The organism is Anaerocolumna chitinilytica, from assembly GCF_014218355.1.
Classification (GTDB): Bacteria; Bacillota; Clostridia; order Lachnospirales; family Lachnospiraceae; genus Anaerocolumna; species Anaerocolumna chitinilytica.
Genome location: NZ_AP023368.1, coordinates 2,054,583 through 2,080,276, shown reverse-complemented (window position 1 = coordinate 2,080,276; position 25,694 = coordinate 2,054,583). Strand labels below are relative to the sequence as shown.

At 38.5% G+C, this 25,694-nt stretch carries 22 protein-coding genes and 1 pseudogene; 6 read left to right on the top strand and 17 right to left on the bottom strand.

What is annotated here, in order from left to right:
• The first annotated feature begins 53 nt into the window (after nt 1–53).
• On the top strand, nt 54–524 hold the full coding sequence (locus tag bsdcttw_RS08980; protein WP_185259037.1) for a MarR family winged helix-turn-helix transcriptional regulator: 471 nt from the start codon (nt 54–56) through the stop codon (nt 522–524).
• A complete protein-coding gene (locus tag bsdcttw_RS08975) occupies nt 521–1,825 on the top strand; it encodes an MATE family efflux transporter (protein ID WP_185259036.1) in 1,305 nt (434 codons plus the stop codon). The genes bsdcttw_RS08980 and bsdcttw_RS08975 overlap by 4 nt, the downstream gene beginning before the upstream one ends.
• 123 nt (nt 1,826–1,948) lie before the next feature.
• Here the strand turns inward: bsdcttw_RS08975 and bsdcttw_RS08970 are convergent, their stop codons facing one another.
• The 5 genes and pseudogenes from bsdcttw_RS08970 to bsdcttw_RS08950 all read right to left on the bottom strand — a co-directional run bounded on the left by bsdcttw_RS08970 (nt 1,949) and on the right by bsdcttw_RS08950 (nt 8,244).
• Nucleotides 1,949–4,612, bottom strand: coding sequence for a translation factor GTPase family protein (locus tag bsdcttw_RS08970; protein ID WP_185259035.1), 2,664 nt, complete (start codon nt 4,610–4,612; stop codon nt 1,949–1,951).
• 60 nt (nt 4,613–4,672) lie between these two features.
• A complete protein-coding gene (locus bsdcttw_RS25390; protein ID WP_185259757.1) occupies nt 4,673–4,966 on the bottom strand; it encodes a DUF1905 domain-containing protein in 294 nt (97 codons plus the stop codon).
• 51 nt (nt 4,967–5,017) lie between these two features.
• Nucleotides 5,018–5,707, bottom strand: a pseudogene (locus bsdcttw_RS25330) (DUF5655 domain-containing protein); the annotation flags it as partial.
• A 99-nt stretch (nt 5,708–5,806) separates the two neighbouring features.
• Nucleotides 5,807–6,886, bottom strand: coding sequence for a HAMP domain-containing sensor histidine kinase (locus bsdcttw_RS08955; RefSeq protein WP_225903822.1), 1,080 nt, complete (start codon nt 6,884–6,886; stop codon nt 5,807–5,809).
• 86 nt (nt 6,887–6,972) lie between these two features.
• A complete protein-coding gene (locus tag bsdcttw_RS08950; RefSeq protein ID WP_185259034.1) occupies nt 6,973–8,244 on the bottom strand; it encodes a PAS domain S-box protein in 1,272 nt (423 codons plus the stop codon).
• 316 nt (nt 8,245–8,560) lie between these two features.
• Between bsdcttw_RS08950 and bsdcttw_RS08945 the strand changes: the two genes are divergently transcribed.
• The gene (locus bsdcttw_RS08945; protein WP_185259033.1) at nt 8,561–10,249 is read left to right on the top strand and encodes a methyl-accepting chemotaxis protein; all 1,689 of its coding nucleotides are present in this window, start codon (nt 8,561–8,563) and stop codon (nt 10,247–10,249) included.
• Nucleotides 10,250–10,346: 97 nt separating this feature from the next.
• Here the strand turns inward: bsdcttw_RS08945 and bsdcttw_RS08940 are convergent, their stop codons facing one another.
• The 9 genes from bsdcttw_RS08940 to bsdcttw_RS08900 all read right to left on the bottom strand — a co-directional run bounded on the left by bsdcttw_RS08940 (nt 10,347) and on the right by bsdcttw_RS08900 (nt 19,663).
• On the bottom strand, nt 10,347–11,015 hold the full coding sequence (locus tag bsdcttw_RS08940; RefSeq protein ID WP_185259032.1) for a response regulator transcription factor: 669 nt from the start codon (nt 11,013–11,015) through the stop codon (nt 10,347–10,349).
• Nucleotides 11,016–11,132: 117 nt separating this feature from the next.
• A complete protein-coding gene (locus bsdcttw_RS08935) occupies nt 11,133–11,816 on the bottom strand; it encodes an ABC transporter ATP-binding protein (protein ID WP_225903821.1) in 684 nt (227 codons plus the stop codon).
• 2 nt (nt 11,817–11,818) lie between these two features.
• Nucleotides 11,819–12,907 (bottom strand): ABC transporter permease, encoded by a 1,089-nt coding sequence (locus bsdcttw_RS08930; RefSeq protein WP_185259031.1) that lies wholly within the window; start codon nt 12,905–12,907, stop codon nt 11,819–11,821.
• Between the two features lie 357 nt (nt 12,908–13,264).
• On the bottom strand, nt 13,265–14,548 hold the full coding sequence (locus bsdcttw_RS08925) for an MFS transporter (RefSeq protein ID WP_185259030.1): 1,284 nt from the start codon (nt 14,546–14,548) through the stop codon (nt 13,265–13,267).
• A 167-nt stretch (nt 14,549–14,715) separates the two neighbouring features.
• On the bottom strand, nt 14,716–15,636 hold the full coding sequence (locus tag bsdcttw_RS08920; protein ID WP_225903820.1) for a hypothetical protein: 921 nt from the start codon (nt 15,634–15,636) through the stop codon (nt 14,716–14,718).
• Nucleotides 15,629–16,108, bottom strand: coding sequence for a MarR family winged helix-turn-helix transcriptional regulator (locus bsdcttw_RS08915; protein ID WP_185259029.1), 480 nt, complete (start codon nt 16,106–16,108; stop codon nt 15,629–15,631). Before bsdcttw_RS08915 ends, bsdcttw_RS08920 begins: the two co-directional genes overlap by 8 nt.
• A 293-nt stretch (nt 16,109–16,401) precedes the next feature.
• A complete protein-coding gene (locus tag bsdcttw_RS08910) occupies nt 16,402–16,734 on the bottom strand; it encodes a HEAT repeat domain-containing protein (RefSeq protein WP_185259028.1) in 333 nt (110 codons plus the stop codon).
• A gap of 189 nt (nt 16,735–16,923) precedes the next feature.
• Nucleotides 16,924–17,400, bottom strand: a complete 477-nt coding sequence (locus bsdcttw_RS08905; protein ID WP_185259027.1) for a GNAT family N-acetyltransferase — start codon at nt 17,398–17,400, stop codon at nt 16,924–16,926.
• Nucleotides 17,401–17,623: 223 nt separating this feature from the next.
• Complete coding sequence (locus bsdcttw_RS08900) at nt 17,624–19,663, bottom strand: SPFH domain-containing protein (RefSeq protein ID WP_185259026.1); 2,040 nt, start codon at nt 19,661–19,663, stop codon at nt 17,624–17,626.
• A 428-nt stretch (nt 19,664–20,091) separates the two neighbouring features.
• Between bsdcttw_RS08900 and bsdcttw_RS08895 the strand changes: the two genes are divergently transcribed.
• On the top strand, nt 20,092–20,565 hold the full coding sequence (locus bsdcttw_RS08895; protein WP_185259025.1) for a DUF3888 domain-containing protein: 474 nt from the start codon (nt 20,092–20,094) through the stop codon (nt 20,563–20,565).
• Between the two features lie 168 nt (nt 20,566–20,733).
• Here bsdcttw_RS08895 and bsdcttw_RS08890 read toward each other — a convergent pair whose 3' ends face one another.
• Entirely contained in the window at nt 20,734–21,402 is a 669-nt protein-coding gene (locus bsdcttw_RS08890) for an NAD(P)H-dependent oxidoreductase (RefSeq protein WP_185259024.1), read from the bottom strand.
• Between the two features lie 132 nt (nt 21,403–21,534).
• On the opposite strand from bsdcttw_RS08890, the gene bsdcttw_RS08885 reads away from it, so the two are divergent.
• A complete protein-coding gene (locus bsdcttw_RS08885; RefSeq protein ID WP_185259023.1) occupies nt 21,535–21,888 on the top strand; it encodes a winged helix-turn-helix transcriptional regulator in 354 nt (117 codons plus the stop codon).
• A gap of 14 nt (nt 21,889–21,902) precedes the next feature.
• Here bsdcttw_RS08885 and bsdcttw_RS08880 read toward each other — a convergent pair whose 3' ends face one another.
• Entirely contained in the window at nt 21,903–22,826 is a 924-nt protein-coding gene (locus tag bsdcttw_RS08880) for an AraC family transcriptional regulator (RefSeq protein ID WP_185259022.1), read from the bottom strand.
• Between the two features lie 408 nt (nt 22,827–23,234).
• On the opposite strand from bsdcttw_RS08880, the gene melA reads away from it, so the two are divergent.
• The gene (gene melA, locus bsdcttw_RS08875) at nt 23,235–24,734 is read left to right on the top strand and encodes an alpha-glucosidase/alpha-galactosidase (protein ID WP_185259021.1); all 1,500 of its coding nucleotides are present in this window, start codon (nt 23,235–23,237) and stop codon (nt 24,732–24,734) included.
• A gap of 106 nt (nt 24,735–24,840) precedes the next feature.
• Here melA and bsdcttw_RS08870 read toward each other — a convergent pair whose 3' ends face one another.
• Complete coding sequence (locus bsdcttw_RS08870) at nt 24,841–25,692, bottom strand: GNAT family N-acetyltransferase (RefSeq protein ID WP_185259020.1); 852 nt, start codon at nt 25,690–25,692, stop codon at nt 24,841–24,843.
• Between the last annotated feature and the right edge of the window lie 2 nt (nt 25,693–25,694).

Sequence of the window (25,694 nt, the reverse complement as noted above, 5' to 3'; positions counted from 1 at the left end):
TGTGTTAAAATCATATTAGTCCGTTTACGGACTATATAGAAGGAGGTAATTCTATGCTTAATAATGATATCCTCCAGAACATCAAAAATTACTATGATGTTTATTGGGGTATCAATTCAATCTATGAGAATTGGGCCAAACATCACGACCTTACAATTAATTCTCTGTTTACATTGTACTTAATTTATGAAAATCCGGGACATTGTACTTTAAGTTTTCTTTGTGAGAAACTGCTTTTCCCAAAGCAGACCATAAATACGATTCTTGATTCTTTTGAAGAGAAGGGATATTTGGTACGAGAAACCTCCGCAAAGGATAAACGAAGCAAGAATATCCTGCTTACAAAAGCAGGCGGTCAATATGCTGCCAGTCTTTTAACGGAGTTACTTAATTTTGAACAGGAAGCTTTTCTTCAGATGAGTTCTGCAGAGAGGGAAGGCATGATGAACGGTAATTTTGCATTTTATCATAATTTAAAAGAAGCACTTGAGAAATCCGAGAAACAATCCGGAGGTATCAGATGAAAAAGCAATTTTGGAAATACATTCTGCCCTCTATGATAACCTTTTTGGTTACGGGAATATATGTCAGCGTGGATGGTTTTTTTGTAGGACGAACAGTAGGTGATGTGGGACTTGGCAGTATTAATGTTGCTTGGCCTTTAGCAGCCCTGATTCTTGATATCGGTACCGGTATCGGTATGGGAGGTTCCGTGAACATCTCCCATTACATGGGTGCAGGAGATAAAAAAAGAGCTGATAAAGCTTTTGGCAACACTCTGGTATTACTAATGCTATTCTCTATATTTATTACCGTTTTTTTACTCCTTTTCGGAAAGCCTTTACTTCGCCTTATGGGTGCGGAGGGTGAACTTCTCAAATTAGGGAGCGATTATATAATGATTCTTTCTTCCGGTGCTGTCGTTCAGGTATTTGCTACCGGTGTCACACCACTGCTTCGCAATCAGAACAAGCCGATGCTTGCAATGGCTTTGATGTTGATGAATTTTACGATTGATACTATACTTAGCGGTGTATTTGTAATGGTTCTTGGCCTTGGTGTAAGAGGGGCTGCCTTAGCTACATTAGCAGGTCAGCTTATCACTTGCATACCAGCCCTATTCATTCTGTTCAAGAAAGAAAACCGCATTCCGGCTTCCTGTTACCTTCCAAAGAAAGATGTAATCGGAAGCATTATAAAGGTAGGTACACCTGTCTTTGGCCTTTGTTTTATTCCTTCTCTGACAATACTGATTATTAACCGGCAGGCAGCTACTTACGGCGGAACCACAGCAATAGCAGCATTTGCAGTTATCTCCTATGTCTTAAGCATCGGACAGCTTCTCTTACAGGGTGTGGGAGAAGGAACACAACCGCTTATCAGCTTTTATTATGGTGCCAAAGATAAAAAAGCTGTAAAAACTTTTCGAAAATGGACCTATTATATGGCTTTTACTGTGGGGATATTAGCAACTATTATAATTATTCTGCTTCGAGATCAAATTGCCGGCTTCTTTGGTGTATCCCATGAAACCGCAAAGGTCTTACAGACAGCCCTCCCCTTATGTGCCTTTTCCCTGCCGCTGTATGCCTTTTCCCGTGTGACTACAGAATATTTTAATGCAATAAAGAAGAGCAGGAGTTCTGCGGTTATGGTATATGGAGAAGCCATTGTACTGCTGCCCCTTGCAGCCTTTTTTCTTCCAAAACTCTTTGGTATTGACGGTGTATGGTACACGGTTGTTTTAGTACAGTTACTACTCTTATTTACAGGGATCATCTTACGGCTATCAAATTACCATGCTGGAAAATTATTGCGCAGTTAAGAATTCAAGTATGATAATGCTGTTTTAGGTGGTAATTTACTATATGCATAAAATACTTCTTAGGAAATATCTATCTTTACCATTAATTCTAAAATTGTAAAAAGGAGAAGCAACCTCTTTGGCTTACTTCTCCTTTTCTTCATGTATCAATTCACTTAACTGCTTCTTTGCATCTTTCGATAAGTTGTCAATCAGATGGTTGCGTTTATGTTCCTGTAAATCCGTATATTCCTGACGCAGTCTTTCACTTGCCGCATCCATATCCTCCTTCAATTCCCTGGCAGACAAAAGAGCACAACCAGCTCCTCTGATTATCACCTGCTGCAAGCCATCGGAGGTAGCTACTACAATATTGTACTTTTTCTGGTTGTCATGGGCAAATTTCTCTATATACTGGTCTGCTGTCTGGGCTTCTCTGGTAAATACCATATGGATATTGTGGTAGTCTATGACTTCTTCGATATGTCCCTGCACAAGATAAGCATCAAATACAACAATAATCTGTCCTCCCCGAATCCCCTGGTAATTACACAGAGCATCCATGAGCTTCATTCTGGCACCATCCATATTCTGTGCTGCCAGTTCCTTTAAATCAGGCCATGCAAAGATAATATTATAACCGTCTACCAGCAGATATTCTTCCCTGGTTTCTTTCTGTTTTCCACCGCTGCTTGAGTTTCCTGAACCTAAACTTTCATAGTAGCTTTCCAACGCTGTCTTTGGTCTTTTCCATCCGGACTTCTTTCCCTGGTTACTGTATGCGGTATTATTAATAATCTTGTCTATTTCTTCCAGGGATATCCATGGTTCTTCCACCTGTGGTGCCCTGCTCTCGGCCTTTTCTTTTTGACCGACAGACTTCTCTTTTAGATATCCTTCTACATGCATATACTTCTTAACATCGTACCATTCTACCAAAAATCCTGTACCATGGGCACAGAATACCGAACCGGTCGGATTCATGATATCTCTTTCCGAATCATAACCGATAATCTCAAGCACCTCTTCTGTGTTATGGCAGGGCTCGTATCCTTCCAGACTCAAAAACAATCTGCCAAGCCCCTGGGTATAAGCCGCCACTTCTTTCTGATAGTTTCTCATGGTAATTACTGGCCCGCTGCCTGTAAGAAGTGCCATTCCATTATGATTCTGGGCCAATTCGCTGGTTCCGCACATCTTCTCAATGTCTGCCATAGCCCTGCCGACCATTTTCTCCGGCAGCTCCAGTTGAAAAGAATAATAGGGTTCTAATAGTACAGACTTCGCCTGTTTAAGCCCATTTCGTACCGCCCGGTAGGTAGCTTCTCTGAAGTCCCCGCCTTCCGTATGTTTGTTATGTGCCCTGCCGGAAATCAATGTGATTTTCATATCTGTTATAGGTGCACCTGTCAATACCCCTCTATGCTCTTTCTCTTCCAGATGAGTAAGTATAAGTCTCTGCCAGCTCTTTCCAAGGATATCCTCACTGCAATTTGTTTCAAAAATCAGACCACTTCCGCTCTCTCCTGGTTCCAGCAACAGATGAACTTCCGCATAATGGCGCAATGGTTCAAAATGCCCTACCCCTTCTACCATATCAGAAATGGTTTCCTTATAGACAATCTTTCCTTCGCCAAAGGCTACTTTTACTCCAAAACGGGTTTCTATGAGACTGCATAGAATCTCTATCTGTACTTCACCCATAAGCTGGGCCTGTATTTCCTGTAATTCTTCTTCCCATACAATATGAAGTTCCGGTTCCTCTTCCTCTAATTGCCGCAATTTCGGCAGCATTGCCCTGGGATCGCACCCTGCCGGGAGCAGAACCTGATAGGACAATACCGGTTCCAGGATAGGTGCATGGACTGCACTTTCTATGCCTAAGCCTTCTCCCGTCTTTGTACCGCTAAGCCCAACTACTGCACAGACTGATCCAGCAATAGCTTCATTTACGGTTTCATATTTTTGACCGGAATATATACGTATTTGATTTACTTTATCTTCCCATATACCATTGGATAAGATGTCTCTTATCTTTAGGCTTCCTCCGGTAATCTTCAAGTGTGTAAGACGGTTACCCTGTTCATCTCTTGTAATTTTAAATACTCTGGCTCCAAATTCTGCCGGATATGAGGGTATGACAGAGAAGCTGGCAATACCTTGCAGCAACTGCTCCACTCCTTCCAGTTTTAAGGCAGAGCCAAAGTAACAGGGAAACACTTTACGGTTTCGTATAGCCTCTTTCATCAGAACGGTTTCGATTGTTCCTCTTTCAAGATAGGCTTCCAGCATCTTTTCATCACACATGGCAAGCTGATCGAAAAAAGTTTCTGTCAAAGTATCTTCAAATTCGATACATCCATCATCCAGCTGTTTTAATTCATTCATCAAGCTGTTCTTGCTAGCGCCTTGCATATCCATTTTATTAATAAATAAAATAACCGGTATATGATACTGTTTTAAAAGTTTCCACAAGGTTTTTGTATGTCCCTGTATTCCGTCTGTACCACTTACTACCAGAATTGCATAATCCAGTACCTGGAGTGTCCTCTCCATCTCTGCGGAAAAATCCACATGTCCGGGGGTATCCAGCAAAGTAACCTGAATATCACCGGTTTCAAAGACTGCTTGTTTAGAGAAAATAGTTATCCCTCTAGCCTTTTCCAGTTCATAGGTATCCAAATAGGCATCCTTTTTATCTACTCTCCCAAGCTTACCGATTTTACCGCTTAGATACAGTATCCCCTCGGACAGGGTTGTCTTACCTGCGTCTACGTGGGCTAATATTCCGATAACAAGTTTTCTCATAAATAATATAAAACCTTCATTTCTAGTCTATTTTAAACTTCTTGTCTTTTAGAAGCTCATTTATTTTTTGGTATTCCGCTCTTGCAGAGTAACTTTAACCATATCTCCCGGTTGTTTACCAATCTTTTCGCGAATCTCCTTGCGTATTCCAAGGATATGGCAGGGAGTCTTCATCTTAACCAGACTGCCGTCATAAGGCTCTCCGTCAAAGGTGGCATGTACCGGAACTCTTCCTTTTCCATATCTCTCTTTTACATCAAAGGGTATCTCAACATAAGCTCCGTCAATATCAGGAACTTTCTTTATAACTGCATCAAATTCACATAACTCTTCCTTAAGGACTGTCTCACTGATGTCAAGACTTGTATCCGCAACACCATTGGTTGCTTCATTCACTCGAAATCTTGTAATCTCTTCAATTAAATCATAAGGGATAGGCTGAGATAATGGAAGTTGTATAGCCCCCTTTGAAGTCTTATAACCTGTCAGTTTATCGGCAAATACTTGTACACCTGTCGCTCCCGGATATATACCTATGTGGTTCTTCATAGCAGCAAAGTGAATTAGATTCTCCTTCTGCCAGAAAGTTGGCATCTGCCAGCTAATCTTCTCGATTGCTTCCGGAGCCGCTGCTCTTATAGACTTGCGGATCTTCTCAAGGATTTCCTGAATATCTTCCGGAAAAAGGGCAAAATACTCCTCAAAATTGTGATATTCTGTTTTTTCCTTGGCTGGGCTTGTATTGTTCCTTGAATTGCGATTTGACATTGTCAGTTCATATGCAGCAGCAATCCAACTGATTAACTCGGAAAATAAAGTATCATCTGTAACTTCAAAATAATGAGCAACTCTGTTCTTTGAGGTTCTGATAACTTTGGCTGGCCCCCATTCCTCATGGATACTGTCCGAAGCAAATCCTATAATCATACAATCCTTTTTTGCATTGAACTCAGCAAAGCTAGAAGTATGTTTCCATATAATTGAACCGGAGGACTCATATTCATTAAAAGCTCCCAATTTTTTTTCCGCCGCCCCACGAAACTCTTCATATAAGGGTAACCATTTGGCTCTAACACCGGTAAATACAGAATTCATTCTAATTATTTTCCTTTCTTATGTTTATAATTAACAAGCAGCATGTCCCTTAATACAATCCTCAAAGTCATATTAAGGTTTAAGCAAGCCATCTAACGGTTATACAGGTATTTTTACCTCCATTAGAGTTCCCTTATTCTCCTCGCTCATGCAAGTGATACTGCCACCCAGCAACTCCGTGATTCTTTTTACAATAGATAATCCAAGCCCATTCCCCTGCTTTTTATGAGATTCCTCGCACTGATAGAATTTTTCAAAAATCTTTGGCAGCTTTTGAAGGCTGATTCCTTCCCCTTCATCCTTAATAGTCACCAATAGTTGTCCGCTTACTATTTTGCCGTTAATCCATATACTGCTGCCTTCGCCTGAATATTTTATAGCATTATCTATAAGATTTACCCATATCTGCATCAAAAGGTCCGCATCACTTTTCACGAGAAGATTATCGCACTCCACTTCATAGTTTCTATATTTATCCGGCCATTTTTCAGACAGCATAATAATGCATTTACGAATCTGTTCATCCACACGAACGTTATCCCTTTTTACAACAATCTGCTGGTAATCTAACCTTGACATACGAAGCATATTTTCACATAGGCGGGATAATCGGAGAGATTCCTTATTTACTAATTGGAGATATTCCTGCTGTTCTTCAGGACTAAGACCACCATCCATCAGAATTTCCGTAAATCCGGTTATTGCTGCTACCGGTGTCTTTACTTCATGGGATACATTACTCATAAAATCCTTCCGCATATAATCCATTCCATTTAATTCTGCTGCCATTGTATTAAAGTTCCTGGCAAGTTCATCTATCTCATTGGTGTATTCATATTCCCCATTCTTATGTTCTCTCCTGTTAATATGCGCTGTAAAATCACCGCTAGCTACCCGTTTTACCGCTTCCGTCATTTCTCCAATGGGCTTTGTCAGATGTATAGCTCCAAACCAGAGCATAATACCTCCAAAGAACATTGTAAGAAAACAGATAAGGAGACATACAATAATAGCAGCCTGTGGGGTGAAGGCTCCATGGTAGAATAGTTTCAAACCAGCCAAAACCAGCACCAAGGAAAATACACAAGCACTGCATAGGGTTGTAATGGATACCAGTGAGAAATAAAGCCGCAATGACATCCGGTAGGTTTTCTTTGTCTTTTTGTGATGTTTCATCATTAATTATCCGTTTTCCTTCCCAAGTATTTGCTCCATACAGTAAGGTAGTATTTGATATCTGTAGGTTGTTCATCGAATTTCCATACTTAAAAAAAGGAAGTCTTCTCCTCTGTAATCTTCATGGCTACAGGGTAAAAACGATTGTACAGATTTTGTATAGTAGTTTTTGGAGTTATCTGCAGCTCACGCTGGAGATAATTTTTCAATTCGTTATAATGTCTAAGAAAGGCTATATAATCATTATCCTGCAGATATACTTGCAACAGCAGTTCATGGGTATATTCGTCCGAGTAATCAACCTCCAGGATTTTTAACAGAACCCGTTTTGCTGCATTATAATTTCTCTTCATAAAATAATATTTTGAAAGAGCTAATGCTGCTGAATTGAACTTGGTACGATAAAAATTGCAATCTGAATGTGCCCATAAATAACCATTTTTTTCAAGAAAGTCCCCCGTATACAACTCTACTATCTTCTCAAGTGATGCTCTTGCTATATCATCAACACTATCGAAAGGCAGAACAGTATCCTGAATTAATTTACTAAAATGCAGCAGATCTGAATAGTAATCATCCAGATAGTAAGTATAACAGCCATTTTTAAATACTGTTTCGAAAAAAATCCCTGCATTTTTCAGATCCTTCTTCATGGAATACAGGGTATTGTGAAGATACGCTCCGGCTTTGTAGAACTCAACCTCCGGCCAAAGACTTTCCAGAATTTCATCTTTCGTTATACAATTATGAGTTCTGGTTAATAAAAATGCAAGTAGTTCTTCATTTTTTAGAGTTGTCCAACGTATCGGTACAGCGTTCCCCGGGCCATAAACCGAGAATTTTTTAAAGAATTGAATACGGATTTTTACTATATCATTCACTTTATAGGAAGCCTCTGTTTCTGATAGACTCCTTAATTTTTCCAATAGTTCATTTTCATATTGCTTCCGTCTGGTAATATCTCTTGATACACCAATTATATCCACACTTCTTGTATTCTCATTTAAAATCAGTCTTGTAGATACCTCAATATTTTTAATGGTTCCATCCTTGCAATAAACTTCAAAATCACTGACATTTATCGTAACTTCTTCACTCCGATCACCCGCCAGAAATCTGGGTAAGCATTTATTACTAGCATTCAGTATTTTCTGAATACTTTCAGATGTCATTGAACTTTCCAAGGTCTCTTTCATTGCTTCTTCTACCGTAAAGCCTCGTTGTGTATAGATAGCAGGACTAATATAAAGGAATCGATTCTCTGCCAGTGAATATACCCAGATGCAATCGGCTGTATTTTCTAATATGGCTAGTTTATCATATTCTTCCGAAGATTTCTTCACTTCTTTTGATTCTTTCATATTTTTCGATTCCTTTCCTTTTGCTTACCTTTATTATCTGGCGATATCAAATCAGATATACGATGTAAACAGAATATCACTGCGCTAAAAAATTGTAAAGATACTGCCGATATATGTCGAAAGAATTAAAATTCTATGTCGATTTTAGATATTTATTAGAGAAAATTTTGAGAATGCTATAGTATAGTTAATCTATAAATATCTATATCTTAATAAATTAATTATTATACAAAGGAGGAATTTACAGAAGTATTTCATAATCTTTCGGGGAGTAGTTTTAAAAATTTGCGAGGTATAATAAAGGAGAGAGACATTTATGAAAATCAAACACAAATTAATTATTTCATTTAGCGTAATAATTATAGCAATCGCACTGCTCAGTGGTATTTCTGTTTATTCTTTGAATAAGGTAAACCAAACATCAACAATTATAGCGGAAGAGGTAATCCCAAAACTGGAATGTATTAATAATATCAACTATGATTTAGCAAGATTCCGTTCTCACGAATATCAACATATGCTGACCGAAACATCGGATATGGATGAATTGGAAGGTAGAATGGATACATTAAAGAACAGTATCCAGGATGGTATTAAGCAATATACAACCTATGAGCAGAGTGATAAAATAGACCTACTCATGAAGGACTGGAAGAGTTATCTCACAGAGCATGACAAAATTATTGCCCTCAGCCGTGGAAATGACAAATCCAGTTCTTTGAATGAGATAAAGGGGGAGAGCAAGCGTACTTTCGATGAAATAGCTTCGATTATACAGGAGTTTAAAGCAAATGATGATAAAGAAGCAAAACAGATAAGTGCAAATGGTGATGCAATTTATGCCTCTACCAGCAAATTTATGATCGGTTCTGTTATCATAATTATTGTAGTCAGTGTAATAATGGCTGGTTGGATAATACTTTCTTTCACAAGGCCGATCTCACTATTACAACGTAAATTACAGGATTTAGTGGCACAAGGCGGAGACCTTACAAAAAACATCGATATTAAATCCAAGGATGAAGTGGGCTCCCTCTCAGATGCTGTAAACCAATTTATACAAAATGTCAGGGAAATCATTATTGAAGTAAATACCTGCAGTGATATGGTCTTTGAATCTGCCAACCAAGTTTCCAGCCATTTAACTGTTTTAAGTAAAAATGTAGAGGAATCCTCTTCTATTATTGAAGAACTTTCAGCAGGTTTGGAAGAAACCGCCGCCGCTGCGGAAGAGATTAATGCCTCTTCTGCGGACATTGAAAGAGCAGCCGTAGACATGTCTGAAAGGTCACAGCAAGGTTCCATGTCTGTTAATGAAATTAATACTAAAGCAACCGCTTTGAAGCACAGCGCCATCAGCTCTAAGAATAAGGCAACTAATATCTATTATGGCACAAAAGAATCACTGGAGCTTGCTCTTAAAAAATCAGAAACCATCTCTCATATTGACGCCTTGTCTGAAGCTATACTTGAAATCTCAGGGCAGACTAATCTGCTTGCACTAAATGCGGCTATTGAAGCTGCCAGAGCGGGAGAAGCCGGCAGGGGGTTCTCCGTTGTTGCCGAAGAAATCCGAAAACTGGCAGAGAATTCAGGAAGCACCGTCAATGAAATACAAAAAGTAACCGGAGAAGTCCTACAAGCTGTAACTGAACTTACGAATGCTTCTAAGACCATATTGGGATTCTTTGATGAAACTGTTTTAAAGGATTATGATGCTCTGGTAAGCACCGGAGAATCTTATGGACAGGACGGAGCCTTCGTTGATAGTATGATAACGGAATTCAGTGCTTCTTCCCAGGAATTATCTGCAACAATTGAAGGCATTATAAAAGCAATCAACGAAGTGGCCATTACAGTAAATTCAGGTGCTTCTGAAACACAGGAAATATCAGAAAGAATGGTTCAGATTGTAGCGATGCAGGATGAAGTACAAAAACAGATGTCAATTGCTGTTTCTAATTCTGAATTACTAAAGCGTGCTGTTAGCAAATTTACCGTATAAGAACCTACCAAGGGCTGTTGCAAAATAGTAAATTGGCTATTTTGCAACAGCCCCTAATAATCTGCATCGGACCCTGTATAGCATTCGGCTTCCAGGTTTAATATTTTGCCTTGTATCCCAAACCTCTTACAGTAATTATTTCAAAGTCCGGATAATCCTCAAACTTACGTCTTAATTTCTTGATATGGGAATCTACCGCTCTTTCATCCGCCTCCGAATCCATTCCCCAGATTTCATCCATTAACTCCAGTCTGGTAAAAATCTTATTCGGGTTGCTTAACAGCTTAAACAGCAGATAGAATTCTTTTGGAGGCATCTCAAAATATTCATCTTTGATTCGAACCGTTAAAGCATTATAGTCTAACACCGCCGTTCCAACAACGACTTTTTTGTCATTGGCTATTTGCGCCCGGCGCAGCAGTGCATTCACTCTTAATATCATTTCTTTCATTCGAATCGGCTTCACCAGATAATCGTCTGTTCCTGCCTTAAAACCACATTCCATGTCTTCCATCTGATCTTTTGCGGTTATCATTAATATCGGTAACTGGTAAGAAGCACTCCGTAAGGTTCTTGTCAGCTCATAACCATCCATTTTCGGCATCATGATATCGCAGATTATTAAATCAATGTATTCTTTATCCATAACCTTAAGTGCATCTTCTCCGTCAAAGGCGGGAAACGTTTTAAAATTTTCTTGTTTCAGCTTTGCACATATCATTTTATTTAGAGTCTCATCATCTTCGACAACAAGTATTGAAAACATTTCCTTTCCTCCCCTTGATTATTCCCTTGAAATATTCTTACAGACTGCTTTTTTACAATACATCAACACCGACTGAGAATTACATTCAACATATGTTGAAAAAATCATCAATATCTACTACAAAGCTGAGAGTAATAACTTCCCTTGTTCTAACCGGTATACCCGGTCCACTAAATCCAGAATACGCTCATCATGTGTCACCATAATAGCTGCTGTATTTCTGTGTTTTACTTCCTGTCTTATCATCTCAGCAATCTGACGGCCTCTTGTCCCATCCAGACTTGCGGTCGGTTCATCTGCTAATATTACCTCCGGTCTGTTTATAAAGGCTCTTGCGATAGCAACTCTCTGTTTTTCACCACCGGACATCTGTTTCGGATATTTTTTCTTGCAACTGCTGATTCCAAGTTCTGCTAACAGCTCATCCACTGTACTATTTCTCTCTTCTTTACTGCTAAAAGGTTTCATATCAGCAGCCAGTATCAGTTGTTCTTCTGCTGTCAGATAGGGAAGAAGCTGATGATTCTGAAAGATAAATCCAAGCTTTTCCCTTCTTATTTTTGTCCATTCTTTTTGTTTCATTTCGTCCATGCTGCTGCCATTAATTATTATATTGCCTTTATCCGCAGAAAGCAACATCCCTGCTATTGTTAGAAGCGTGCTTTTACCGGAACCGGAAGGGCCAAGAATTGCTATGAACTCTCCCTTATTTACTTTTAGAGAAATATCATTTAATACAAGATTTTCTCTGTCCCCGTCCAGATATCCTTTTGTTATATGATTTAATTCCATTGCATACATAATTATTCCTCATTTCCTCCGATAATTTTGACAGGGTCAACCTTTGCAACCTTAGCGGTTGAAAGCAGACTGCAAACCAGGGATATAGCTACAAAAGCTAACGATATGATAAGAGCATTTATCTCATTTAAATAAAAGGGCATAGACTTTGGCAGCATGGCGGCCATTCCAAAAGCAAGCCCATTACCGCAGAATATACCAAAACATGCTAGGAGCAATACTTGTGAAAACTGCATTTTAGCGATTTCTCCCATTCTCATACCGATTGCTTTCATTACACCAAACTGCTTATACTTTTGTATAGTAAGAATATAGAAAAACACTCCTAGTATAGCAGCTGATATAAATACCAGCACCCAGAGTATCATATTGATGGTGGTTTGTTCTGCCTGATAGCCTGGGATGTGAGATACAATTTCAGCTTTACTGACAACCTCTGCCTTATCAATGGTTTTGCCTACCAGATTATCACTTTGCAGGGCGATAGCATGGTATCCGGCAACATAACCTGGATTAACTGAAGTGCGGATATCCGTATAAGTATTTGTACTGATAAAACCTACCGGAGTGTGTCCATACATCGCATCCTTTGTAAAGCCTGCTACTGTAAGTTCAATACCGGAAGTAGAATCCACTATGGTGTCGCCTGTCTTTATACCGTTATCCTCAAAAGCCTGGTCTAGAACAATTGTATTTGCTGTCGTTGTTAGTTTATCCCCTTTTATTACTTCAGGATTTAAGAACTCATCCGGATTAATTGCAAAATAGGTTATATCCAGTTTCTCTGTTTTTCCTTTTATATTCACATTCATTCTCTGGATATCCAGGGTGGCTGTTTGCCCGACAGCAGCTTCTTTTACCTGCGTTAATGTATCCTCACTAATGTTTGAAACTGTTATCAGATCCTCTGCATCAGAACTTAACACAAAATTAGCGGCATTCATATTTTCAATACCAGCACTTACCGCTCTTGCAAGTCCATTTGCGAGACCAGACAAAAACATTACCATAAATATCATAAGAACAAGAAGTATCTCTATAAATAAATACTTCTTCCAGTTGTATTTGATTTCCTTCCAGGCTAACTTCATCTTACTACCTTCACTTCCTTTGTCATCTTAATTACTGATTTTTTCATACTGTCGGTTTTAATAAAATATCGAATGGCAGTTATCATATAAGAATTTTATCCTCCTGTGATTGTTATGCATTAAAATAAGATACAGATAAAATACCATAGTAATATGTCCTGAATATGTCCATTCTATAAAAAGAAGGGGCTGTTGCAAAATAGCTAATTTACTCTTTTAAAAGGACTGGGTGTATAATAATACATTTAGCTGCTCGAAATGTATTAGTATACACCCAGTCCTGTTTTAGAGTTTATTATGGCAATTTTGCAACAGCCCCTCCAAATTTATTTAATATAAAAATTAATAAAGTTAGATTCAGGCAACCTCTGGATTTCTTATGGAAGATTCCAGCCTGCGTATAAACTTTTTAGCCAGAACAACAGAAATCACCAGTGTTACAAGCATGAAAAGAGTCACGATAATAAGAGCCACCCAAGCCGGCGAATAGGTTCCATAATGGTCAGCTACCGCACCGGTCACAGGTGCCGCTATGGCTGTTCCAATCATTTCAAAAGCAGTAATGATTCCCACTATAGTACCAATGTCCTTTTTCCCAAATTCATTCACCGCCATTAAAGGTGGTGCAACGGTACCAAGGCAGGTACCAAAACCGAAGGTAACCGCAAACACATAGGGACCTATGGCAGAGGCGGAAAATAACAGGGAAATAACACCAAGAAGTGTGGTTATACTCCCAAACACCGTTCCTGCAATTAATCCAAAACGGTCATAAACAGCACCAAGTGAAATCTTGCCGATAATTACGGATGACATATAAACAGACAGAATCATGGCGGCAAACCCGGGAGAATGACCTGCATCTGTCATTTGGGCAGAGATGTTGATGATAACACCACCATTTACCATCCCCATAAAGACAAAACCAAGCATCAGCATCCAGAATGCACTGGATTTACGTACAAGTTTAAAACCAACGTCAATTTGTATAGGGGAATCTGCAGTCTTATTATTTTTCTTCGCAGATGGTTCATCTGCTCCATATGGCTTAAGCCCCATACTGTAAGGATGATTTCTAAAGGTAAGTATCGTAAGGGGCATACTTGCAATCAGCGTAATGACAGCAAGTAGCAGAAAAGTCCGATGCCAGCCACTGTTAATTATCATCCAGCTGATAATGGGACTAAGAACTACACCACCGAAACCGCTTCCCATCAATGCAAGTGAAACTGCTAGTCCTCGCTTCCTGTCAAACCAATTTGTAATAAGTACCGATATTAAGAGCCTCGTTCCTGCCAGAACGCAAAAACCTGTTATAAAAGCTAATATGTACATCTGCCATAAATGCCTTACAAATGCCCAGCCTGCCAAGTCCAGAACAATAATTCCGATACTGATAGAGCCGATAAGCCTTGCATTATACTTATCCAATAATTTTCCGACTACAAGAGAAGCTACAATACCAACTACCGCGCTGATACTTAAGCACAGATTAAATTGCGCTCTTGTAATATTTAAATCCGTGGTAACAGGAACAAGAAAAAGACTTATGCAATTAACAAAGATGGTGTAACAGGTTGCCATAATCAGAAATCCTCCGATTACAATATACCAACCGTAAAAAAACTTGAAGCGCTTCATAAATTCCCCCATTCCTGCCAGCACTTAGCGGCAATTTTCCAATATCTTCATGTTACCATGATTTTTACCCCTTTTCAATAAATAAAATGAGGCAAACAGCCCTGTTAGTAAGTCACAAATTCTTATCTGAACTTAACTATCAAGTCTGTTTGCCTCATTTTATATTCTTATATGCGCTCTTTTATAAGTTTCTTTAGTATTAATCTTAAAAATACAAGGCAAATTATCAAAAGAATACTAAAAGCAATTATCATCGGTGTATTATCCGCTGATGTCTTAATAGCAGAAACAACCATTAATGATATAATATTTACACTAGTTATCCCTGCAAAAACCAACATCATCGGTGCAAGGAGGAATCCTAGGGCTTTCTTTTTTTTAAGCTTAACCGCAGCGACCAACATTAGCGGTAAATAAAAAGAAAAATCTAATGCATGAACCGGATTAGTAAGGAGTCCATCGGTCTGAATACTTTCCGGTACTGTATTTGCCAGTGCAGACGGAAGTGATTGGGAAAGCCATAAGAGAACAAATAAAATACCTACAATCAATAGGAAGTTTCCCACTGCCCTTGTTGCAACTCCTTTTTCATACCATTCCCTGAAATCTTCTTTCATATATTGAGAGAAAAAATAAATCACAGCATAGATAGACAACCCTAATATCAGGCAGTACAGGAGAAACAGAAAGTTAAAGTGAACAGCAAAGGCATAAATCACATAGGAGTAAATATTCGTAAGCATCGTACCTGCCCAGATAATTTTAGCACCTCTTACACCTTTTGTTATCAGGAATGCAGATATTATAAGAATCGGAGCCACACAAACCAGATTTGATATATCCTGTCCAAGACACTGTGACATCCAGTCTATCGTTTCCTTAGCATAGACATCCTGATTCAGGATACCGATACCACTGCAAAGGATAATTAAAACAACAATTGGGATAGTAAAATATACAAGTACTTTATCTTTGTTTATTTCAATGTTTTTAGAGTTTATGCTTTTTGTATTTATGTTTTTTGTATTTATGTTTTTTGTGTTTACATTTTTTGCTTTTACGCTGTCTGCTTTCTTACTTTCAGTCATATTTATATCCCCCTTCATTTTTATCCATTTCTGCTATGTTAGATAGCATTTTTTTTAGGAAGCTTCGTGCTGCTGCCTTCTCCTCATCACTGATATTTTTAAACAATGCTCCCATAAATTCAGCACTTTCTGCTCTTAAACTCTTCCAGAAGTCCACGCTGTTTTCTGCCAGCCTAAGCCTTGTTGCACGTGAATCCTTCTCATCTTTTTCTAAAACCAGCAACCCCTTTTGCTCCAATTTTAATGCCACTTGTTTCACATTCTGATGCGAACTGCCCATCTCTCTTGCAGCTTCTTTGATCGTAGGAGGACAATCAAATAAGTTATCAATCACAACAGATAAGAACCACTGTTTCGTTGTAATATCAAATTTCTTGAATTCCCTTTCCAATAAGGTATCCACTCTGTTAGCTACTACAAAAAGCGCTCCGAAAATATATTGTTGATTCGTCATTTCTTCAAGTTTACTCAATCTTTCTCCCATCTGATTACTCTGGTACATATAAAAAATGAATGAAATAAAATGCTCCGTACCAAAGCGGTAAAGCTTATTATGTTGCCCTTTTAAATAGATAACACATTACCTATATAGATAATATATTACCTAATTTTATATGTCAAGTATTTAGTAATAAAACATTGTCATTAATTTTTCCCGTTATAATAACCCCCTCTGCCAATAAGCGAATTCTTGCTAATTGGCAGAGGGGGTTTACTATATTTTTATTCATAAGCCCAAATAAAGTATTAAGTGTCCCATCTGTTCTATTTTAATTTAAATTCACGTAGTGCTTTTGATGTAACTTCCTTTACGCTCTCGTCCGTTTCCTTGGATAAAAGAAGCTGTAAAAAACTTCTGGCCTGTTCTGTTCCAGTGTTAGCAAAAGCAACAATTGCTGCTTTCCTGATTTCTAGATTTTCATGATCTATCAACTTGCTAAGCAGATTAAACGACTTTTCATCCCGAATAATGGCAAGCCCTGCTATCGCTGCTTTAACAACTTCTACATCCTTATCGTGAAGGAATTGTTCAACCTTTTCTGTCTTTCTCTTTTCCGTCAGTTTCTGAATTTTCTCAACCGTTCTTTCTTCACTCATTATGCTGCTCCTTCTTTCTTATAATTTGTAATCTTACAAAATATAATATTAAGCATTATTGATACCAAAAGCTGCTTAATTCTGTAAGGTCGCAACTTAACTATAGTCCTATTTCATCCACAGTGCAAGTAAAGGTACTAATTATTTTTATTCTGTATTACAGTTCAGCCTAATGGATGAATTATAATTTTACTTTTCATAAATCGGGTCATGATTGATAGTACTCAAGCTTTTGGTTTCTGTATATCCGCAGGAACGCCAGAATTCACCTGCTTCATCTGAAGTAAGATAAATATGCTTAGTACCCTTGTCGTAAAGCATCATTTCTGCATGATCAACTAAAATTGACCCAAGCCCTTTTCTCCGCATGTTATGACTAATGTACATTTCTCTGATAAATCCCCAACCCTCACGTTCACACCAATCACTCTTTTGACTATCAACCTGATAGCTGATAAAACCAACTAATTCTCCATTAACTGCTAACATATCTAATGCTGTAACCCCTGTCATAACGCTATCTGCTATTTTATTGCATAACTCCTCTGACTTCTTATCGGATATATCATACTTAAAATCAGTTCTAAAATAGCTACAAAACATTCTTATAAAATTAGCCATATCTATATCGCTATAAGGGCGAATTTCAACTTTTTTCAATTCCATAAGTATCCTCCATAATTTGTACTACATCAACTGTTTATATGTAATACATAATTATACTGTATTTACTGGGTAATTCATAAAGACTTTTACATTATAATTATTCTTGCCCACCGTATAATACGTATAATCCCAATAAAACACAAAAAAGCAATACGGTTTCTTGTATAATAATGAGAAACCGTATTGCTTATGATTAATATGATTAAATAGAAATAAAACTTACCTATTCCTGATTTTCTATTACAGTACTTTCTGCTGCTGCAGCTTCTTTGGCAGCGGTTTCTTTTGCAGCGGCTGCAACATCCAGATCTTCGCTCCAGGGTTTCTCAGCCGTATTACCTAATGATACGCCCAATTTCTCCATGGTAATGAATCTTAATAGGGTATCTATGATGGTACTGCCATTTCCTTTACCGTCACCTTCTCCCATATTTACCACGGTCTTAGGTACAATATCTACTTTGGCAGTCTTCACAGCATCGGAGAGCTTATCGGTTACTTCCTGAATAACACGGAATTCTGCTCCGCCATAAGCTTTAACCTGTGCATCAATTGCTCTGGCCTTTGCAAGACCGACATTACTTTCCTTGGAAGCTTCCGCCTCGCCTTCCAGCGTAATTCTTGAGGCATTAGCCTTTGCAAGAGCGATAATCTGGTTTGCTTCCTGTTCTGCCTTGCTGGCAAGAGCAGCACCGTTATTTCGCTCAATATCAATCTGAATCTTAGACTTTGTCAGGAAGCTCTGCTGTTCAGCAACTGCCTGGGCTTCACGAAGGGATTTCTCACTTTCTGCTGCTGACTGCTGCTTCTGGTAAGTAACCTTCTTTTCTTCGGCAATCTGTCTTTCTCTGAGCTGCGTAAGGATATTTTCAATCTGTATATCGGAAGTAGGGGATTTGGGAGTACCAATCAGAACTTCCTCCAATTGCAGGTTGTATTTATGGAATTTTTCTAACATCTCTCCCAATGCTCTTTCACGGATTTCACTACGCTCCTGAATAAGTTCAATTAAGGTCTTTGTCTGGGCGACATCTTTAAAGTAAGCACTTACCAGAGGATCAAGAGACTGGTTAACCAACATATTGATGTCACCAAAACGCTGGATAACCCATGGAGCCTGCTTATAATCAATATGCATAACTACTGATAACGGCAGTGAAGGTTCAAAGGCATCTTTCGTTATAATATCCACTTCTGTCAGATTTTCATCGTATTTATGGGAACCGACTTCTGACTTATTCCATTTTAAGATGATATTCGTAGTCGGTACAAGTACAACTTTACCGGCATCGGTATTAAAAGCATATTTACCGGGCATTAACGGTTTTTCAAGAACACCCTTGCAGCCTTCGCCAACCAGTTCGCCATGCTTATAGTTCTCACCGGTGGTATCTACTCCTTCTTTACCAAAGAAAGATACTACAACACCTACAAAACCGATAGGTACTACAGTTTTAGCACGGTATTCTACTGTTGCAAATAAACGGTTGATATAATAGGTACCATCTGTCAATACCTGTATTTGCTTACCTCTTCTGCCGCTTAATGCCAGGAATTTCTCAGGGTCCTGGAAGCTTGCATGGGCTTCTCCCACATACGGAGCGATAATCTCTCCTTCCTGGAGGGAAGGGCCGTCATGAACAGTAACAATTCCCATAACATCGCTAGCTTCAGCCCCCTGTCCCATAATAATAACAGGGCTGAAGGCGTTGCGGTCCAAGAGAGTCTTTTGCATGGTAACCAGCTCCATACGCTCACTCTTCGAACTGTTAAAGACTGCTTTTATATCTGTAGGTGTAATAACAATAAACTGTGCCAGGTTAATTGCATAGGTACCTTCTCTTAAGATACCTCTTTGAGGGCCTCTCTGGCCTCCATTTTTTAAGAAGCCTGTTACATCCTGAAAGTTATTAGCTTCAGGGATTACTTTACCTAAGGTCTGTGTCGGTTCCAGTGGCTTACCGTCACGAGCGAATATGTATGCTATCTGACCTTGCGGAATTGTAATCAAAGGATATTTATGAATCTTGTACATTAAAGCTGTTTTAAAATGTATACCACCACGAAGCAGCATGGGTGCATAACCGGCTTCACCGTTTAATGCAATAATAGAATCCTTTAAGGACCCTTTAAAACTCCACCATTTCTCCACCACTGCTACCTGGTCAGAGGAAATAACCCTAAGCCCGAGAATAACAAAAATTAAGAGGTAAAATACAAGAATTGCACCTAATACAATACATGCTAACCAAATAAGTTCCATATTACCTTCCACTTCCTTCTACGTATTTTGTCACATTATTTGCTATTTTGTGACAATTAAGTTACTACCTAAATATACGCCTGATTCTCTGAAAATACAACTGGGAAGTTATATATTTTTTTCATATTTTTACAGCATTTTATAACATTAAATACAGATAATTGAAATGTCTCTTTACTGCCCTAATTTGATGAGTTGAAATCATGCTTATAGCATAATATTTCTTAGATAAGTGCATCTAAAAAGTATCTGTCGTAAATAAATTGTTTAGGTTGTGAAACAATAGTAGATGCTCAAGTGTGAGTTAAAAACAAAGGCATGCAACTCTATAAAGCTGGCTACATGGCCGCAATAAAAAATGCAATAGTATACGCGAATATTTATTTTAGGCTTTAATATATTGCAATGAATAGATTCAAGGTGAAGTTATGAAGCATGGTAAAAAATGTAATTTTATCGTCATACTAGTTTTATCGGGTATATTACTCTTTGAAATGGTTTTTTATTATTTAAATCACACCATACCAACATTTAGTGTCAGGTCAACTACCGAGTCTGAAATAAAAGATGAATTAATCATTGCCTTATTTATGGACAATATCATCGCCGATAGCAGTAATTTTTATGATAATTATTTTCCAGATTCGTATCCGATAGAATATTTTAATTATGAATTTAAAATTAAAGATATTAAAAAAGAGGGCGAACCAGTAAATGTTTACATTACATTTGAGACAACCCCAGTTATAGGTCCACATATTCCAATAGGAGATGATGAAATTATTTATAAAGTAGATGCACTCGGTAATAAGATACTTGTGAATTTTATTCATAAAAAATCATACGAAATTCCCGAAAGGTTAAAACCTAATATGATTAAGTCTTATCCCGAAACGAAGTAATAATGTGGATTAGCAAAAAAATAATAGTTGGAAAATATGGACTTGTGTCAATAACATAGACACAAGTCCATATATATTTAATCTCTTTTCTTTTAGAATCTATCTTAAGTTCATGCTACATTAAGTTCTTACTAGCTTAAACCCTTGCTAACACTAGTTCATATTATTTTATTTCCAGATAACAATATCACTTAATGGCTGTCTTGTCTTTTCAAAGCTTGGTGCTTCTGCGCGATAGCCAAAGCTTGCCATAACGGATACACCGAACAGGTTCTGATCCAGAAGCCCTTCATTTGCAAGCAGCTCTTCAACTGCCTTTTGATGAAAACCTTCAATGGGACAGGAGTCAATCCCTAAAAATGCTGCCGTAGTTAACATATTTGCCATGGCAATATAGGTCTGCTTACTAGCCCAGTCAAACAATGCTCTATCACTTTCCAGCAGGTTAAAATCATTTTGCTGGAAATTACGAAATGCCTCTCTCTTACCTTCTACAATCTGCTCCGGCAGCTTCTGTACATCCCGCATTATATGGGTTACATAGTCGGAGCTATAAATAGTATCAGATTTTTTTCTGGCTAATAATATCACCAAATGACTGGCACCCTTTAAACTATTCTGAGCTCCCCAGGCAATCGGGTAAAGTTTCTTTTTTATTTCTTCATCCTGAACTACTATCAGTTTCCAAGGTTCGAAGCCAAAAGAGGAAGGGGACAGATGTGCTGCCTCTAAAATAGTATCAAAATCTTCTTTTGATACAGCTTTGTTTCCATCAAAATTCTTGCAGGCATGGCGGAATTGGAATGCCTTTATAATTGTTTCATTGATATTACTCATATTTGTTACCACCTTTCGTTTAATGTAGCCATATTATCACTTAATGTCAGATAGTTGAAGTACGCAAAAAAATGATATATAATATACTCAAAGTATTATTACTATCATTTTATATAGTATTGGAGAAAAACTATGGAACATTATACACTTTCACCGGATTGCACCAATGGAATCTGCCCTGTTGAAACCACTTTAAATATTATAAGCGGAAAATGGAAAGGCATTATACTTTTCCGGCTTCTGGGCGGAAAGAAGCGTTTTGGCGAATTAAAAAAACTAATGCCAACTATTACCTTTCGTACTTTAACTCTTCAATTGCGTCAGCTTGAAGAAGACGGTATCGTTGAGAGAACGGTCTATGCGGAAGTTCCTCCTCGAGTGGATTATGCCTTGACAGAACTTGGCGAATCCATGCGCCCGATTATTCAGGCAATGTTTGATTGGGGTATAGGCTATCAGAAACTGACAGGTAAGCTAGAACAGTAAACCGGTAATGTCTATTATATCCAGATTTGATAATCTCCCCTGTGTTTGCAGTAAACAGAAGGCGAGCATCCGGTAAGCTTTCGAAAGGTATAGGCAAAATGCTGGCGGTTGTTAAAGCCAACACTAAATGCAATGTCCGTTACAGGCAGCCTGCTGGTTTCAAGAAGAAGTTTCGCCTTTTCAATCCGAAGCTCATTCACTTTATCCACCAGTGTCTTACCGGTTTGTTCTTTAAACAGCCGCTGAAGATAAGCGGAGGATATCCCTATCTCTTCTGCAATATCTTCAATTCTGATATCTTTATCGTAATTATTATTCATATAAGCAAGAGCCATGCGCACATACTTACTCCCGCCATCGTTCCGATATTTTTTCATTCTTTGTCTTCCAAGCTCAATCAGAAGTCTGGCCAGGTTCAGATTCTGCATTACCTTATGTTCCATTTCATCCGTTGAATTTTGCAGCTGCTTATGAATATCTGTCAGAATCGAATGCAAATTGCCCTCTGCATCATAACCCTTGAATATGGGGACCGGCATTTTCAAAAAATCCTCCAGGGATTTGGACTGACCGCTAAGCTTTTTTATACTCAAATCCTCCACCTGTGGTAACAGCGAGATTTCCAGGTTTAATATTCGGCATCTTACTCCTCTTACTACTTCCAGCTGATGTTTTGTATCACCGTCAATGATTACATACTCTCCTTCTTTCATCTCCCATCTTTTTTCTTCCTTTTGAGTCCAGCTGTATATATTACAGCAGCCGCTGGCTATATACATAATCTCAAATTCTCCGTGGGTGTGGGGTTCCATCTCAAAGAAATCAAAGTTCATAGCGTAGTACCTGTTAACCTTAAACCAGTTATCCCGATTGTTCCTACTGTATAAGCTTACATTATCTGCTGCTTGAACACTTTGCTCTCTAATGAAATCTTTCATATTCCTATCTCCTTTTCGGATAATTATACCAGTTAATTTTAATTTAAATATTCATGGATTAGTTTTAGTAATGGGAACGCAATCGTCCAAACCAGAAAGATAGACTCATGCGCTGGTTCCAAGGCGCATTCTTTCTTTTTGATTTAGGCGTATTGCCTGTAAACATAAGGGAGAAAGGCTTTCTAGCCCAGAATCAATTATATAACTCTAAATACAAACCATACGAAATACATACAGGCGTAATCAAGAATAAAATAGCTCATTTCCATACTTATATATCATAATTTCTTACATTTAATGATAAAGTTAAGAATTCTTTCCTTCTCTTCTTTTATTATAGAATATAATACTGTTAGCATTACTGCAAGTAAATAATTTACTACCATACTTAACAGGAGGTTATAATTTATGTCATTTAAAATTGCTTTTATCGGTGCCGGAAGTGTAGGTTTTACAAGGACTTTATTCTCCGATTTGATGGCAGTTCCTGAGTTCCATGATCTTGAAGTAGCTTTTACTGATATCAATCAACACAATTTGGACATGGTTACATCTCTTTGCCAAAGAGACCTTCAGGAGAATGGTCTCTCCATCCAGATTCACGCAACCACTGACCGTAGGGAGGCCTTTACAAATGCCCGCTATATTATTAATTGTGTCCGCATCGGAATGCTGGAAGCTTTTGAAACTGATGTGGAGATTCCTTTAAAATACGGAATAGACCAATGTGTGGGCGATACCTTATGTGCCGGAGGGATAATGTATGGCCAGCGTGGTGTGGCTGCAATATTGGATTTCTGCAAGGATATCAGAGAAGTTGCTGCCCCTGGTGCAATTATGCTCAATTATTCCAATCCTAATGCAATGCTTACCTGGGCTGCCAATAAATACGGAAAAGTTAAGACCATCGGTCTATGTCATGGAGTACAAGGCGGCCATGACCAGATTGCCCGAGCTCTTGGATTAAAGAAAGAAGAAGTTGATATTATCTGTGCCGGAATCAATCACCAGACTTGGTATATCTCTGTTAAACACAAAGGGGAGGATATGCTGCCTAAAATTCTTCCGGCTTACCTTGCAAATGAAGAATTATCAAAGACTGAGAAGGTTCGAATTGATGTCTTAAAGAATTTTGGATTTTATTCTACGGAATCGAATGGACATTTGTCCGAATATGTTGCCTGGTACAGAAAACGCCCTGACGAAGTGGAAAAATGGATTGACTTAGGTGTTTGGATTAATGGTGAAACCGGTGGATATCTCAGAGTTTGCAGGGAAGGAAGAAATTGGTTCGAGGATGATTTCCCTAACTGGATGAAAGAACCAGCAAAGCAATATACTTCAGAGAATCGAAGCCAGGAACATGGCTCCTACATCATTGAAGGTCTGGAAACCGGACGGGTATACCGCGGACATTTTAATGTGATGAATGACGGTTGTATTACGAATCTTCCTGCGGAGAGTGTAGTTGAGGTTCCTGGATACATAGATGCTAATGGTATTAATATCCCAAAGGTAGGTGATCTGCCCCTTGGTTGTGCTGCTATTTGTTCTCAAAGTATCTGGGTACAGCGCCTGGCTGTAGAAGCTGCTGTAACTGGTGATATTGCCCTGCTCCGCCAGGCAATGTTAATGGACCCATTAACAGGTGCAGTCTGCACACCTGCAGAAATCTATCAGATGGTGGATGAAATGCTGGTCGCAGGCGAAGCTTGGTTACCTCAGTATCAGGAGGAAATTAAGCTGGCAAAGGTAAGACTGTCTTCTGAAAACTTGATACCTTCCAAAGACTATAAAGGTATCAAAGTACCTGAGAAGTCCATAGAGGAAATGCGAAGAAACAAAGAAGAAGCCAGCAAAAATGCAGCGCAAACCGATAAAGCAATAGAAAGGCCAGCTTCAAGATAAACCATTAAGCTGGTTTCAGGGACTGTGTAAAGGGAAGTTACGGGTTAAAGACGGGTTGACCCCTGTGGAAGCAAGACACCATTCCGAAATTCCTTTTACAACAGTCTCAGAATTGTACTTTTAAAAGCATTTCGTATTGGCCAACCTGATAATTAAAACCTGATTGAACCAGAAAATCATTCATGCTTTTATCAGAGGCCTCTACATTGAGTACACTAACTCTCTGTGCATCAGTACTTCTAACTAATTCGGACAATATACTGCTCCCGATCCCTTTGCGCCTGATATCCTTATGAACCGCAATCTGAGGTATATCACCGGTCTTTTTATCAATCATACCATAAGCTATCACAGTACTGCTGTATTCCGCAATGACATATTCGAAAGCTTCCGGTACAGCTTCAATTGATGACTCAGAATTCTGCCAGGAAGGTTCAAAGTTCCAGAATTCTCTTAGTTCCTTAAGCTCAAGCCTCTCAAGGTGCTTCACCTTAACACTTGTTTTGGGGATAAATTTTTCTTTCTCTAATTGATAGCAGGAAAATTCTCTTTGTAACTCAAATCCCTGCTTATTATAAAGCTCTATGGCAGATTGGTTGGTTTTCAGCACTTCAAGTAAATATTGCTCCACCTGCTTTGTCTTAAGTAAGCTTTTGACTTGCAAAAGCATCTCACTGGTTATACCCTGTCTTCTGAATTCCGCAATAACACCGGTTCCAAGATCATATGCGGTAACCTTTCCCTTCCATTGTCGTAATCCATTCAGCACGATCCCGACCAGCCTCTCATCCTGGAAAGCTCCTATAGATATTGCAGGATGATACCCTCTTCTTAGAAGCATCTGCTGAAACTTCCAGAGCGGCAGCTCTATCTTAACCTGATAATCTGAAAATGCCTCCTGAAAGGTTTTATGTACAACTTCAATACTGATATTGTCTAAAGTCTTAAAATAAATCATTA